Genomic DNA, 14,540 nt, shown 5'->3' on the forward strand with positions numbered 1-14,540 from the left:
CATTCCCTGGCTGGCTGCTGCTGGCTGCTGCATTCTGGCTGGCTTCGTGAACTGGCTGATTTGCTGATTCCTACTTCCCTGGCTGACGGACATTGCTAATATGATAATTTTTTCTAGCAATATGGGAAACATAAATGTATGTAAATAAATACAAAATTTAAAAAATATTATGTCTCTGTGGCGACTTTATTATCATATTGTTTGGGCAACAAAAAAACGCCAACCTCTAATTACCTCCGATAAAGAAACTGAGCTTTATAATTACATCATTAATAAATCCAATGGTTTAAATTGTAGACTCCATGCAATTGGAGGTATTAAAGACCACATACATTTAGTAGTATCTATCCCCCTAACAATCGCGATCGCAGAGTTTGTGAAAAAAATTAAAGGAAGTAGTTCTCACCATTTCAATCACAATCTTTGCCCTACATCAGAAAAATTTACTTGGCAAGAAGGATATGGTATATTCTCCTTGGGCAGTAAGCAACTTGAGCAAGCTGTTATATATGTTCAAAATCAAAAAATACATCATCTTGAAGGCACAGTAAATTCCCATTTAGAAAGGGCAACTCAAAGCTGATTTATTTAATCAATTTGCACCCAGAGAAAAAAGCAAGCAAAGAAAAACTAAAATAACTGATTTAGGTTTTAGTGAAGTAGAGAGCGTCATTTGGAATTTTGAATTGTTAATTGTGGTTTTCCCCAAAGTATGGTTTCTTGCTTGTAAATGGCAATTCCGGGTTTTGCTCCTTTGGGTTTGTAGACGTGTTTTGGCTGAGTGTAAACTACTGGTACTTGCTCACTCTGACGGGCGCGACTGTAATATGCAGCGAGATTAGCTACAAATTGCAAATCAGCTTCTTCTGCCACAGCACCCGGTTCTAGACGTAGTAATACATGACTCCCTGGAATTTCTTGAGCGTGGAACCAGATGTCATAATCCCCTGCTACACGAAAGGTCAATTGGTCATTCTGGCGATTGTTACGACCGATTAATACTTCAAAGCCGCCGGGGGTAAGGTAACGATGAAAGTTAGTGCTGGGAGGTTCGTTTGCACTACGACTGCGGTATTCTGGATCTTCTAGATATTTTTGCCCAATCAACTCTTCGCGGATTTCTTCTAAAGCTCGCAAATCTTCTGCTGTTTGGTAGGTGTCTATCTGAGCGATCGCAGCTTCTACTTGCTCTAAGTACTCAATTTCTGTTTGTACTTCCAATAGTAGCGGTTCGACAGCAGCACGAGCGCGTTTCAGCTTTTGGTGCTGTTTGTAAAGACTTTGAGCATTTTGAACAGCATTTTTATCTGGCTGGAGAGCGATCGCAACCGGCAAATTTGTCTCAAAATCAGCAATGATAATTTCTTTCATCCCCGGTTCCCAGTTTTGCAGATGAGCCATCAATAAATCTGCTTTTTGCCGATACTCATCGGCTCGATCTGATTGCTGCAAGCGCGTCTCAAAGGTTTGAGCTTTATTGTGTAATTTCGTCAGAATATTATTTAATTTCTGACTCAACTGATGGCGCAATTGGGAAAATAACTGTTGGTCAATTTGGTTACTGTAGTAGCGGTTGAGCAACTCCTGGATATTTTTGACCTTTTCAACTGCACCCCAACCCATTACGGTGTAACCATCTTTTGTCCAAGCGGGTTGAAATTCTTTGGAATCTAGAGCTTGCAGCCATTCTTGCCAACGCTCAAATAGCCGTCGCCAGTCGTCGGGGTTGAGAGTATAGGTGGATGTTTCTGGTACGATATTTGCTTCTAGCAGCATTAACTCCACTAGTGCAGCACTCAAGCCACTATAACTTTTGAGCAATTGCCGCTTGATTGCTCCTGGTACTAAACTTACCCGTTCTTGCCAACGTTCTTGAGATTCACTCAAGTAGGGGACACTTCCAGTTAGTTTCGGTGGTGTTTCATAAAATTGTCCGGTTTGGATGGGACGGACGCTAGATTGTTGCTGACTGACTTGATGAGCGGCGGTGATAATTATATTGTTAGCGTCGGTGAGAATAACGTTGCTATACTTGCCCATGATTTCTGCATAGACATGATATAGAGCGCTTTCTCCAGGACGACGGGCAAATTGTAAATCAATCACACGTTCCCAAGGGGCGATCGCTTCAATCGCCACCAGTGCTAAACCACCCAATTGGTGTATTAATTGTTGGCTAAAGGTAAAGGTATCTGGCGATCGCGGTGGCGGATCGCCAATACAAATATGTGCAGCTTGGGGATGCCAAGAAATTTGTAGCCAATCTCGCTGTTCTAAGGTACGTAATGCCATAGCGATCGTATAGCGATCGCGCTGGTAAACTTGTTCTAAGCGTGATGGTAGCCAGTTAGCGCGGATTTCGCTACAAGCAGCTGTGAGAGTGGTAAAGTCAACTGGTTGCAAAGCGATTAGTTGTTAAAATTCAAATGGTAGCGATCGCTATGCTTTTATTTTTGTTTAGTTAAAGCATAACAGACCTCACCTATCATAGCGGTTACTTGCTTTGGTGATAGCTGCGAATCAAAAAACGCAGAAATTATCATAAGATAAGCTTCTGCGTTTAAGTGATAAGTTCGTTTTTTATACAGTTTGTTTTTGGTGTTGAGTTTTCCAAGCTCAGGCGATGCCTACGGCGGGCAACTCTTGGAGAGGCTACGCCCGAAGCGTAGCTATGCCGCAGGCTTTACGCCTACGCTACCAAATTTAAACCCAAAATATTATCCGAGTTACTCACTCACCATTATCTGTTAAACAAAAGCGTTATTTAGCAGCTAAAACTGGTTCTTTTGCTGCTGATTGCACTAGTTCGGTGGTTGAGTGTACTAGTTCTTTTGCTGCTGATTGCACTAGTTCGGCGGTTGAGTGTACTAGTTCTTTTGCTGTTGACGCTACTGTTTGTGGCTGCAACAGTTGGGTGTAAAGTTCACTCAGTTGATTGGCAACACCATCCCAGCTAAACTTAGTTTCGACGCGCTTTCTACCAGCTTTACCTAATTCATCTCGCCATTCTGGATTTAAGAGAATTCGGTCAATAGCAGATGCAAAAGCCTCTACATCTTGTGGTGGAGCCAATAAACCAGTTTCTTCATTAACTACAGTAAACTGAAGTCCGCCGACATCGCTTGCTACTACTGGTGTACCGCTTGCCATCGCTTCGATTGCCACGAGTCCAAAGGGTTCGTAGTGGCTGGGAACAACGCAAACATCGGCAGCAGCATAATAAGTTGGTAAAATATCTTGACTCAGACGACCTGCAAAGGTGGTAAAGTCGCTCATTCCCAATTCGTTGACGATTTGCCCAATGCGATCGCGCTCAATGCCGTCGCTGTTACCTGGAGTGCTACCACCACCAATAATTAGCTGGATATTTTTGGAGTCGCGTAGTTGAGACTCGTTTACCGCCCGTACCAAAGTTTCTATACCTTTGCGTTGGTCAAAGCGCCCCACGTATAGTACAACTTTGGTTTCTTTATCAATCCCCAATTCAGCCCTAGCTGCTTCTCGTCCAATGGAGCCAAAGCGCTGAATATCTGTACCACAGGGAATAATATCGATATTGCCTTTTGTGGAAACTAGCGATCGCATGTGTTCCTGTTCTTGCGGACTTGTCGCTACAATTCGCTCTGCTTTTTCCAACACTTGTTTTTCCACTGCTAATCGCTGACTAGCAATCAAAGGAATATTTTCTATAGTGTTGTACTTGACTGCTCCTAATGAGTGGTAGGTGTGAACCTGTTTACTCTTTTGGATTTTATTTAACTGCATCCCCACCCAACTAGAGAGCCAGTAGTTAGTATGAACCAATTCGTATGTAAAATCGTTTTTTATTTGAAATTTGAGGAAATTATCCACAAATTCTGGCAGATATTCAAAAATTTCATCTCGCGGCACAAACTCAAGGGGGCCAGCTTTTAAACGGATAGTTCGACAATTGTTGCTATGTTCAACTATCGAGTCTTGCTCCAGACTCACTTTGCGGGTAAACATATCAACTTGCCATCCCAGCTGCGCTAGTGCTTCACCTACATTGCGCACATAAACATTTTGTCCCCCAGCTTCTTCTTTCCCTATTTCAATCGCTGGGTCTCCGTGGACGGAAATCAAGGCGATACGTTTTTCGGTGGTAGAGTTCATAGTTTGTGTGTTGCTGATTTTAACAAAGTTTTAGGTTGTTCCAAGCACGTGTATAGCACACTTACCTGAATTGTTTAGTAACTTTGATTATTATTGATTTTAATTTACTATGTCTAATTTTTTTTAACATCTTCTGTCAGATAGGTTAAAAACAAACATTTAGTTTCTTTAGATATAGGAAATTGTTATATCTATATCTCATCCTTTTGATAGATAAAAATGAGATTTTTTCATTCATGTCTAGCTCCAATTTCATAGATATGGCAATTTTAATTTGCTCTCTACCTATAGACTCAGTTCTTTGACTTCTACGAGAATATATCTGGTGAATAGGGGGTTTGACCCCCTAACACATCTCAGAGTAGGAAGCCAGAAGACTTGAAAAAGAAGTCAGAATTCAAAATTCAGGATTCAGCAATCTTGACGCGACGCTATCTGCTTTTTCGGTCAAAATACCCAACTCAATTATGGCAACTGACGTTTTTATTCTGTTTTGATAAAAATATATTTATTTAGCTTATATTCTCTAAAATAAATCTAAATTCTCTTTTTACGCAATTTTACTGTTTTTGCTTCAAACTAATAAATATAGTCACCACCAATTTTCAAACGGAGAAGATTAGTATATGAGTTTGATAGATGGTATATTTCTGACGATATTAAATACTGTTGCCTGTCTAGCACTGCCTAAGCTGCTATCTGTAATTCTACCTGGCAAAAACCAAAACACTCAGTCTTCAAAGTCTGCTATGACATCACAAGATTCTAACTCTGAAATTCCCAGTTTTTCTTAATGTAAACTGACGAGCTAGAGATATCGCCTTGATGAGGAGAAAACTTAGTTATTGGTGCAAGGCGATATCTGAACAATAAATTATACAGATTGTGTTTTGGGAAAAGAATGAAAGCTGTTTTTCCATTCAACTAAAATTTATACAGGGAAAAACTGGTCTACAGTACAGCTAAAATCAGGCAATAGCGGAGAAATTATATTATCATTACTAAATAGGGTTGCTACCAAATTCAGTTGACTTTGTTCGCGCCGATAGACCTCTAGTTTACGCGATCGCCAATCAGCAATCCAATATTCTTTTACTCCTCTGGAAGAATAAAGTTTAAGTTTTGCTTCCTTATCCCGTCTTTCGTCTGATTTACTTTCAGACAAGACTTCGACTACTAAATCTGGTGCGCCAGTAAAATGTCCTTTTTCGTCTAATGTTAGCGCCAAGGTTTCTTTAGTAGCCCAAACTACATCAGGAATCACATTATCTGATTCTGAAAACAAAACGCCGGGATTGATTACAGCTTCTCCTAAACCAGTAGAATCTGACCAAATGTTAAGCTGTTGGAAAATTCTGCCACAAGTTTGCTGATGTTTAAAGTGAGGTGCCCTAGTCATAAATAATTCTCCATCAACTATCTCGTAACGCGTCCCTTCGTTTTCTGCGAAGAGTTCTACATCGTGAGTTGTCCAGCGTACTCCTGTATTAAGCGTCTCGCTCATTGGCTAACTCCTTTAATCTGGCTTTTGTATTTTAATCATAAAAGGATGTTTGAAAATTCACAGAGTATACTCAACAGGGCTATCTTTTTTCTAGACATAAACCGCCCATAAAGGCTTAGACATCCATATATTTGAGATGAGAAAAAACTTGGAGGTTAAATCATGCCTTGGGAAATAACTGCTGAGGAGTTGCTGGTTCGGTATGCTGATGGAGAGCGAAACTTCGCTGGGATTGAGTTGATTCAATCTGAGGGTGTTCCCCTTGACAGTTCGATTGACCTCGAAGGCGCTATTTTGAGAGATATCAATTTGCGCGGAGCCTATTTGAGACAAGCCGATCTGTGTAGAGCCGATTTGACTGGAGCTGATTTGTTTGGTGTTTCCTTGGAAGGCGCTTGGTTGAAACGTGCTATTGTCAGGGATGCTAATTTATATTCCGCCAACTTGTCTTGGTGCGACTTGACTGAAGCCGATTTGGGAGGAACCAGTTTGGCTCAGATGAATGCTAGTAGTGCTGTCTTCTGTGGAGCAAACATCAGTAGTTTTGAGTTCGCTATTCTGATTAAAACTAACTTCAGAGATGCTTACATCGCTCCAAACATTATTGGGAGTTATGGGAATTTTGTTTACCAGACTACTATGCCCGATGGCACTATAAAAAGCGGCCCATTTTTCGGAGACTTTTAGTTCATCTTCAGTTGCAGCCATAAGGGTGCATTCGGAGCAAGTTAAAAAGATATTTGTAAAGTCTCAATTATTCGCCCTATACTTTGAAAACATCCTCTAAAATTTAATTTTTATTTACGATTTTCTCGCCGCCACTTACTCCGTACTAAACGAATTTCATCAAAAGTGTAGCTTTCTCCTAATTGTTCTTTGATGGGAGTCAGGGAAATATCACCGAGTACTTCTAAAACTTGCCAAATTTTTTGTTGATGTTCTATAGGTACTAATTGATTTAAATCAACTGGCTGATTTTTCTCAATAAGTTTTTCTAGATGATTGCTAACTGTTGCTGGACTAAGATTGCGCTTTTGGGCAATTTGAGCGATATTTAAACCTTGTTGATGCAATTGTAATGTCTGCAATTCGGTGTAAGAAGAAGATGATTTGGGAGATGATACAGAAGTAGCAGATTTATTTTGCAAACCTTTTTCTTGGCGGTAGGCGCGAATTTCTGTAATGAACTTTTCGCCATATTGAGCGAGTTTGTGACTACCTACACCAGAAAGTTTGGCAAATTCAGCTAAATTTTGGGGTTGCACTTGTACCATCAATTTTAAAGTGGAATCGTGAAAGATGACGTAAGGTGGTACAGATTGCTCATCAGCTAATTGTTTGCGTAGCGATCGCAATTTCTGTAATAATATTTCTGCAACTTCTGCTTTTTCACTCTCCGGCTCCCAGGTAATCTTTTGAACTATGGTTACAGCTAAGGAAACTGTGCGTTGTTTTCGCATGACTTGCCAACTTAAGGCATTTAGTTTTAAAACTGAGTAACCATCGCTAGTTTGTTCTATTAACCCCTGATGTAAAAGCGATCGCCCCAACATTCGCCATTCATCTACAGTTCTATCTTTACCAATACCGTAGGTAGAAAGTTTATCGTGTTCGTACTGGATAATTTTGTCTTTTTTTGCTCCTCGCAACACATCAATTATGTGTAGCATTCCAAACCTTTCTTTGCAACGCGCCACACAAGATAAAAACTTCATGGCTTCAATTGTCCAATCTTGCACGGGTTTGGGATGACGACAATTGTCACAGTTACCGCAATTTCCAGGAAACCTTTCGCCAAAATAACCCAGTTGAATTGTTCGTCGACAATCAGTGCCTTCAGCATAATCGATCATCTGCCGCAGTTGTTGTTTAGCAATCAACTGTTCTTGAGGATCGGTTTTTTGATCGATACTCCATTCAATTGTTTTAACATCACCAAAGCTGAAAAATATTGTACATCGAGATGGTTCTCCGTCTCTACCTGCTCTACCCGATTCTTGATAATAACTTTCTATATTTCTGGGTAGATCGAAGTGAACTACCAACCGCACATCGGGTTTATTAATTCCCATTCCAAAAGCGATTGTTGCCACCATCACCCGGACATCATCTCGAATAAATCGCGTTTGATTGCTACTACGTTCTTCATCACTTAATCCGGCGTGATAAGGCAAAGCAATAACTTTATCATTTTGTAGTTTAAAAGTTAATTCATCAACTTTTTTACGAGTTAAAGAATAAATAATTGTCGAACCTTCAGTTTCTCGAATTAGTTCTAATAATTCAGTGTAAGCATATTTAGTTTTAGGACGAACTTCGTAATAAAGATTTTCACGGTTAAAGCTGGCAAGATGGATGCTTGGTTGCTTTAGTCCTAGTTGTTGAATGATATCACTACGGACGCGATCGGTTGCTGTGGCGGTGAGAGCGACTGTAGGCACATCAGGATAACGTTTCCGCAGAGATTTTAACTGGCGATATTCTGGACGAAAATCGTGTCCCCATTCCGAAACACAGTGCGCTTCATCAATAGCAAAGCTAGAAATACCGATTTTTTCTTTAACTAAATCGATAAACGGGAGAAACCTTTCACTGAGGAGACGTTCCGGGGCGACGTAGAGTAATTTTACTTTACCGCCGAGGATGGCTTCTTCCCGCGATCGCACTTGGTAAGCGTTCAAACTGCTATTGAGAAATGTCGCATTAATATTATTATTTCGCAATGCTTCTACTTGGTCTTGCATCAAAGCAATTAACGGCGACACCACCACCGTTAGCCCATTTTTTAACAACGCTGGTAGCTGAAAACACAAAGATTTCCCCCCACCAGTCGGCATCACAACCATTAAATCTCGATTTTGCAGCGCATCTTCGATAATTTGCCGTTGTCCGGGGCGGAATTGGTCATAACCGAAGTGATATTTTAGCGCTTGTTCGAGATGGGGATACTGAAGCATAGCGATCGCTTTTTCGGGGCCGTTCTGCGTGGGTAGTTATTAAAGATATCAGGATTTTAACTCACATCATCGGCAGCTTTGGCCAGACCTACGTTTCTGTTTGCCATCCCACTAAATCAATCATCATACATAATGCGATGTCTACGATGGGCTACGCCCACGCTTGAATTTCAAGACAGTTGTTATAAGATAGGCGATCGCACTTGTATTGAGCTAATAAACATCGTCATGAGTACCAATATCTAACAAAAGAACAACTTGTTCCCCACTCTCTTCATCGGTTTTCAGCGAGAAAACAACGCGACAATCATATCCACAAGAACATGAAAGCAACCCTGAGAGCTTTCCCTCTAGCTTGTGAGTGCCCAAGTTGACTGCAAATATGTCATTCTCCATAGCAGCAATAGTTTCTTCTATTCTGGCCTGTAAGTCAGCATTACGACGAGTAAATTTTCGGAAAGCTCTTTTAAATTTGCTCGTGATAACTAACCTATACATCGGCTGCACTTGGGTTATTGAGATATTCCCGTAATTCTTGAATTGCTTCGGCAGCAGTCTGGATTTTGAGCCTACCTGCTTGAAATTCAGCAATGGAAGCTGCTGCATCTGACGCAATTTCATCTCGCCGACTTTCAATAATTCTGCTTTTGAGAATTTGTACCAGCATTTCTTGCTGCTCTAAAGTAAGCTCCATTGCGGCATCTAAAACTCTATCTAGGTTACTCAATCGCTTCATCCTGTTAATTATTTTGGTTGATAATAGAACTCGTAAGATATAAACTTACAAGTTTTACCTTTATTGCTTTTTTAACTTCATCAAATTCATATTAACTTATCGCACTCAATCAACCTTTATACACAAAAGATCGCTTTTTCGGGGCCGTTCTGCGTGGGCAGTTATTGAAGATATCAGGATTTTAACTCACATCATCGGCAGCTTCGATCGGACTTGTGTTTCTTTAGTCGGGGATTTTGGCTCTGTTGAGATTGTTAGAGAAGTGTTTAACGATGAAAGGAAAGTTAGCTAATTTCCAACTGAGTCCCTAACTAAGTTTTTTTAACAATCGTTATTCTGAGGTTTCTTTAGAGGCTCTTGACTTTGGACAGTGAGGAAATTGCAGGGTTGTAGTAATATCGGTGCATTTTAACTGTGATTCTAAAACATCAATCTTTCGTAAAAGCGATACTCCCCACACTATAGAAATCACTAATTTGATGGTCATCCCCACGAGCAAAAGTGTCACTATTGTGGCATTTTTCTTTTGTTGAGCCAGCCTTTTTTGTTGTTCTGCAAGTCGTGCTTCTACTTCTTGAGCGCGTTCAGCTTCTAAAGCCTGCTGTACTTCTCGCCGATCTAATTCTTCACTAGCAGCTAAAAATCGATAATCTAAGTTACTCAAGCTTTTACAATTTGCCCAAGTTTGCCCATCTATCAAGGCTTGTCCGCGTAATAGGCGAGATTTATCTTTTTCCTCTGAGGCTATCCATGCATTGAAGTTTTCGTAGTAGGGACGCAAGTAAGCTAGTTTTTTCCCAACCCATTCTAAATTGAAAACTTCTTGATAAATTCGATTTTTTACTTGGAGAAAACCTTGTTTTTTGATTACCAAACCAGATAGCAAAAGTTCTACCTGTTCTCGACTATCATCGGCTGGTACTTTCACTCCTTGAAGGATTTGTTGATAAATTCCTAGCAATCTGGCAGCATATTTTTCGTTTCTGAGGATGCGATCGCGAATAGTTCGCAAATGCTCCGGTTCATCTTGTGATTCCCATTTCTCAATGACGTGCGATCGCACCACATTTTCTATCCAAAATTCTTCTGTACCAGGGGGAATTTTTAGCTTTCTACCTATATCATCTTGAGATAAACTCACAAGTAACCGACACAGCTTTTGAGTAAGAAATGGTTGTCCTTCTGTCCAAGCTAATACTTCTTTCAAAACTTTCTGAGGGTGATTGTCTTTAATATCTAATCCCAAGGATAGTGGTTGAGCTTCTTCAAAGGTAAAACCATTAACTTCTATAGTTTTACCAAGATTAAACGGGGTAGTATTATTACCATATATAAATAAGTCTGAAGGTGTCGCAACCCCAAAAATTGCAAATGTTATTCGATGATACTCTGGATTAATTGCTCGTTGGTTATAACAGAATCGAATCATGTTAAAAAAGTCATCAACAGAGAAATTGAGATTGAGTATACTATCAATTTCATCAATAAAAATAAATAGCCTTTCGTTAGGAAACTGAGCTAATAAAACTTCCGAAATAAACCGACTGATTTTCTGAACCAAAGAAAGATCGTTTTGTTCTTGCCACCAGGTTTTTAAATTAACTTTTCCTAACAGTTTAAAACTCAACCATAAGTCACCGACAACTCCTTTATACCATTGCTCTGGAGTTATATTTTCACAACCAATATTAGTCATGTCAACGGTGGCACATTTAAAGCCCTCTTTTTGCAAGCGGTGCTTTGTTTTTACCATAAGTGAGGATTTACCCATTTGTCTACAGCTTAGGATGTGGCAAAATTCACCCTGTTTCAAAGCTTCATAAAGTTCCACATCTGCTCTGCGCTCGACATAGCTAGGAGCATCATTAGTGAGAGTACCACCAACTTGATATCGATAATTTTTCATTTAATTGATTTTTAATTTTAAGTTTATTCTATATCTCAATCAACACATCTGGATTGTGACAATTAAGAAAATTCTGATAATATCGATGAGTAATTAGGTTCGTAATCAGAACTTTAGTGTTTACTATGAACAATCAAAACTAGCTGGTAAATTCACGATAAACATTAGTATTATTTTGCTTTCCAAACTGCTGACTAAAATAAAGACGATATAACTTACACATGGCACTAGCTTGATTGCCGTTTAGTTGAACCAAACCCATACTTTCTAGTTTATAAGCAGCGATCGCGTCTAACTCTACTTTTTCATCTGTTGCAATTACCTGTTCCATAGCTGACATTAATTCTGGTTCTTCTTGCAGTAGTGTCAACAGTTCTCGTAGATGCTGACCGTAAATTCCTACTGGTGTAGATGCAGTTTCTAATAACACCTCTAGCGTCATTTCTCCCTGACATAAATGATAAAATGCAAGGCTCACCAGATAAGGATGACCCCCTACCATTGCTTGTAGGGGTGCAAGGCGTTTTTCCCCTTCCAAGTTTCCTGCCCAATCTAGTTTGTAACGTAATGCTAAACTTTGTACTTGCTTAAGGGTAAATGGTGGCAGTGTAATTGTTATCCCTACATTGAAAGGCGATTGGTTGAGCTTAAGCGGAATATAAATTTCTGTGGTGTGAACCACTATCATCCGCAGTTTTTGCCAAATCCGATCTTGCTTTGCTTGTTCATGCCAAAATCGCAGCATTGGCAGAAAGTCTTGGGCAATATTGGGATATTCAAAAATCCGATGGACTTCATTCAAAGCCAAAACTACAGGATTATCATTAATGTATTGCAACAGATATGCTTCAAAATAGATTTTGCAGCTTACCTTGCTACCCATTTCTATATCCCAAAAATCATCTACACAAGGAAGAAGATTTAACTGCCTACTGACATTTACACAAAACCAACGCAAAAATTTATCCAGGCAAACAAAAACATCTCGGTCAGCTTCTTGAAAGTCCAAATAAACAGTTTGATAATCTTGCTCTCTAGCATAAGCAATCATCCGATTCAGCAGAGAACTTTTTCCCATCTTTCTAGGTGCTTTGAGCCGGATTAAGCAACCAGGGTGTAAAATCTCGTTACAAACAACTTCTTCCAGGGAAGGGCGATTGATGTAAAGAGGAGAATCTAGTGCTATAGGGCCGCTAGGAAATTCTATCTTGCTTGCTGAAAACAAGTCTGGAGAAATCATTTCTAAACTAGATTCTTCACCAAACTTTTCTTGGATCTGATTTTCTTGATTACCTATCTCGTCTTGCAAGTGTTTATTCAAAGCTAAATGTAGATTTTTTTTCGTTATTCTTTTTCCAAGTGCGATAGAAAGGTCTTGCCACAACTCAGAACCAACTTCCTTGATGTAATTGTTGCCGTAGCCTGACACCTCTGCCATCTCACCATAAGTTTTACCCAAACACGATTGATAAAGCACAAACCACTGAATTGGATCGAGAGGCTTGTCTTGGAGAATTTTTTTTACAGATTGTAGAAGCTTATCCACAGAAAATAAATTGTTAAACAGCTAGGCAATTTACTTATACTTTTCAGCCTAGTAGTAATATACATCTGAAATATATCTGAAGAAAAAATATTTAAAAACAAAAAAAGTTGATATCGCATTCATCAGTAGTATACCAAAAATGTGATTGTAATTACTTTTTTGAAGGTTTTTTGTATAGAGGTTAAGTCGGCAAGCACGATAAAACCAATGTATGTTTAGTTTTGTAAAAACTGTGAAATAACGAATTTGTAAAGTATGTGCTGTATTTACATTTCGTAAAAAACTTGGGAATTTTCTCGCCCACTTACTTAGCCCTCTTCCATCACTTTTGGAGAAAGCAATCGCTGCAAGGCTTACGAACCTCACTTTCCAAGTTTTGGCTACATTTTTGAATTTATTATGTTAGAAAATAAAGCTTCAAACCTTGATTTAGTCATAGTTTCAGTTTTCTGCTTCGATTATTGTTTTCACCAAAGTGATAGAAGGGCGTTAGTTCAGCCGAAATACAGCCCTGAAAAACCTGGTGACAACGATGGCTCGCTGGTATGAGATTCTAGAGACAGTCAATGGGAGCTGAACAGAATGGAACAACATCAAAAGCCAACGGTTGTAATTACGGGTGCCTCTTCAGGGGTAGGTTTGTATGCTGCAAAAGCTCTTGCTGAAAGGGGATGGTATGTCGTATTAGCGTGTCGGGATTTAGCGAAGGCACAAAAAGCAGCCCAAAGTGTGGAAATCCCCTACAACAGTTATACCAGCATACATATTGACCTTGGCTCTTTGGAAAGTGTTCGACAATTTGTGAAGAACTTCCGAGCCACTGGCAAGTCTTTAGACGCTTTGGTGTGCAACGCTGCAATTTATATGCCCTTAATCAAAGAGCCGTTACGCAGTCCAGAAGGTTACGAGTTAACTGTCACTACAAATCATCTGGGTCATTTCCTATTGTGCAACCTGATGATAGAGGATCTGAAGAAGTCATCTTTAGAACCAAGGCTGGTAATTTTAGGAACCGTCACCCACAATCCAGACGAACTAGGTGGAAAGATTCCACCACGTCCCGACTTAGGCGATTTGCAAGGCTTTGCAGAAGGATTTCAAGAGCCAATATCGATGATTGATGGCAAAAAATTTGAACCAGTTAAAGCTTACAAAGACAGCAAGGTTTGCAACGTGCTGACTATGCGAGAACTGCACGAGCGCTATCACCAGTCAACCGGTATCATCTTCAATTCTCTCTATCCGGGATGTGTTGCAGAAACGCCGCTATTTAGAAACCACTATCCCCTGTTTCAGAAAATCTTTCCATTATTCCAGAAGTACATCACTGGGGGATATGTATCTCAGGAGTTGGCGGGAGAACGGGTTGCTGCCGTGGTTGCCGATCCTGAGTATAATCAATCCGGTGTTTATTGGAGTTGGGGAAATCGCCAGAAGAAAGATGGCAAATCTTTTGTGCAAAAAGTCTCTCCTCAAGCTCGTGATGACGACAAAGGCGATCGCTTATGGGAACTCAGCGCCAAGTTGGTTGGACTTGCCTGATCAGACAGTGAGGTGGCGTTACACTTGTGCATGATTCATAGATTCATTTTTTTGAATGGCGTTGCTGAATCATGGGATGTTTTCACCTAATTTGGAATTTTCAATGGTTTCAACCGCCAATTCATCCCGCATTTATGCAACGCCTTTTGAATTAATTAGTATTATAGGACTCATATTTGATTGCGTGAAAAAAACTCAGTACACCTTTATTCCTT

11 protein-coding genes and 1 pseudogene are annotated in these 14,540 nt (G+C 39.9%); 4 read left to right on the top strand and 8 right to left on the bottom strand.

Annotation, left to right across the window (positions count from 1 at the left end):
* Window positions 1-169 precede the first annotated feature (169 nt).
* Entirely contained in the window at window positions 170-583 is a 414-nt protein-coding gene (gene tnpA, locus RMY64_RS18605) for an IS200/IS605 family transposase (protein WP_322700806.1), read from the top strand.
* A gap of 86 nt (window positions 584-669) precedes the next feature.
* Here tnpA and RMY64_RS18610 read toward each other — a convergent pair whose 3' ends face one another.
* Together RMY64_RS18610 and RMY64_RS18615 are read right to left on the bottom strand one after the other, a co-directional pair.
* Window positions 670-2,403 (bottom strand): NFACT family protein, encoded by a 1,734-nt coding sequence (locus RMY64_RS18610; RefSeq protein ID WP_322700807.1) that lies wholly within the window; start codon window positions 2,401-2,403, stop codon window positions 670-672.
* 495 nt (window positions 2,404-2,898) lie between these two features.
* A pseudogene (locus RMY64_RS18615) lies at window positions 2,899-4,134 on the bottom strand (glycosyltransferase family 4 protein); the annotation flags it as partial.
* 626 nt (window positions 4,135-4,760) lie between these two features.
* Here RMY64_RS18615 and RMY64_RS18620 point away from each other — a divergent pair.
* The gene (locus RMY64_RS18620; protein WP_322684068.1) at window positions 4,761-4,928 is read left to right on the top strand and encodes a hypothetical protein; all 168 of its coding nucleotides are present in this window, start codon (window positions 4,761-4,763) and stop codon (window positions 4,926-4,928) included.
* A gap of 137 nt (window positions 4,929-5,065) precedes the next feature.
* Here RMY64_RS18620 and RMY64_RS18625 read toward each other — a convergent pair whose 3' ends face one another.
* Entirely contained in the window at window positions 5,066-5,638 is a 573-nt protein-coding gene (locus RMY64_RS18625) for a Uma2 family endonuclease (protein ID WP_322684069.1), read from the bottom strand.
* A gap of 162 nt (window positions 5,639-5,800) precedes the next feature.
* Between RMY64_RS18625 and RMY64_RS18630 the strand changes: the two genes are divergently transcribed.
* Window positions 5,801-6,325 carry a pentapeptide repeat-containing protein gene (locus RMY64_RS18630; protein WP_322684070.1) on the top strand — a complete coding sequence of 175 codons (525 nt, stop codon included), beginning with the start codon at window positions 5,801-5,803 and terminating at the stop codon, window positions 6,323-6,325.
* Between the two features lie 110 nt (window positions 6,326-6,435).
* Here the strand turns inward: RMY64_RS18630 and recQ are convergent, their stop codons facing one another.
* The 5 genes from recQ to RMY64_RS18655 all read right to left on the bottom strand — a co-directional run bounded on the left by recQ (window position 6,436) and on the right by RMY64_RS18655 (window position 12,783).
* Window positions 6,436-8,595 carry a DNA helicase RecQ gene (gene recQ / locus RMY64_RS18635; protein ID WP_322684071.1) on the bottom strand — a complete coding sequence of 720 codons (2,160 nt, stop codon included), beginning with the start codon at window positions 8,593-8,595 and terminating at the stop codon, window positions 6,436-6,438.
* 213 nt (window positions 8,596-8,808) lie between these two features.
* Complete coding sequence (locus RMY64_RS18640) at window positions 8,809-9,093, bottom strand: type II toxin-antitoxin system YafQ family toxin (protein ID WP_322674324.1); 285 nt, start codon at window positions 9,091-9,093, stop codon at window positions 8,809-8,811.
* A complete protein-coding gene (locus RMY64_RS18645; RefSeq protein WP_322674325.1) occupies window positions 9,086-9,331 on the bottom strand; it encodes a hypothetical protein in 246 nt (81 codons plus the stop codon). The genes RMY64_RS18640 and RMY64_RS18645 overlap by 8 nt, the downstream gene beginning before the upstream one ends.
* Before the next feature lie 331 nt (window positions 9,332-9,662).
* Window positions 9,663-11,237, bottom strand: a complete 1,575-nt coding sequence (locus RMY64_RS18650; RefSeq protein WP_322674326.1) for an AAA-like domain-containing protein — start codon at window positions 11,235-11,237, stop codon at window positions 9,663-9,665.
* Between the two features lie 139 nt (window positions 11,238-11,376).
* Window positions 11,377-12,783 carry an AAA-like domain-containing protein gene (locus RMY64_RS18655; RefSeq protein WP_322700808.1) on the bottom strand — a complete coding sequence of 469 codons (1,407 nt, stop codon included), beginning with the start codon at window positions 12,781-12,783 and terminating at the stop codon, window positions 11,377-11,379.
* 582 nt (window positions 12,784-13,365) lie between these two features.
* On the opposite strand from RMY64_RS18655, the gene RMY64_RS18660 reads away from it, so the two are divergent.
* Window positions 13,366-14,325, top strand: coding sequence for a protochlorophyllide reductase (locus RMY64_RS18660; protein WP_322674328.1), 960 nt, complete (start codon window positions 13,366-13,368; stop codon window positions 14,323-14,325).
* Window positions 14,326-14,540: the final 215 nt, after the last annotated feature.

The sequence above is a fragment of the Nostoc sp. DedQUE08 genome (genome assembly GCF_034530895.1).
Classification (GTDB): Bacteria; Cyanobacteriota; Cyanobacteriia; order Cyanobacteriales; family Nostocaceae; genus Nostoc.

Excerpts from the sequence above, each read along its gene's own strand:
- tnpA (WP_322700806.1), top strand. The coding sequence starts at position 170 with ATGTCTCTGTGGCGACTTTATTATCATATTGTTTGGGCAACAAAAAAA.
- RMY64_RS18620 (WP_322684068.1), top strand. The coding sequence starts at position 4,761 with ATGAGTTTGATAGATGGTATATTTCTGACGATATTAAATACTGTTGCC.
- RMY64_RS18625 (WP_322684069.1), bottom strand. The coding sequence starts at position 5,638 with ATGAGCGAGACGCTTAATACAGGAGTACGCTGGACAACTCACGATGTA.
- RMY64_RS18630 (WP_322684070.1), top strand. The coding sequence starts at position 5,801 with ATGCCTTGGGAAATAACTGCTGAGGAGTTGCTGGTTCGGTATGCTGAT.
- recQ (WP_322684071.1), bottom strand. The coding sequence starts at position 8,595 with ATGCTTCAGTATCCCCATCTCGAACAAGCGCTAAAATATCACTTCGGT.
- RMY64_RS18640 (WP_322674324.1), bottom strand. The coding sequence starts at position 9,093 with ATGTATAGGTTAGTTATCACGAGCAAATTTAAAAGAGCTTTCCGAAAA.
- RMY64_RS18645 (WP_322674325.1), bottom strand. The coding sequence starts at position 9,331 with ATGAAGCGATTGAGTAACCTAGATAGAGTTTTAGATGCCGCAATGGAG.
- RMY64_RS18650 (WP_322674326.1), bottom strand. The coding sequence starts at position 11,237 with ATGAAAAATTATCGATATCAAGTTGGTGGTACTCTCACTAATGATGCT.
- RMY64_RS18660 (WP_322674328.1), top strand. The coding sequence starts at position 13,366 with ATGGAACAACATCAAAAGCCAACGGTTGTAATTACGGGTGCCTCTTCA.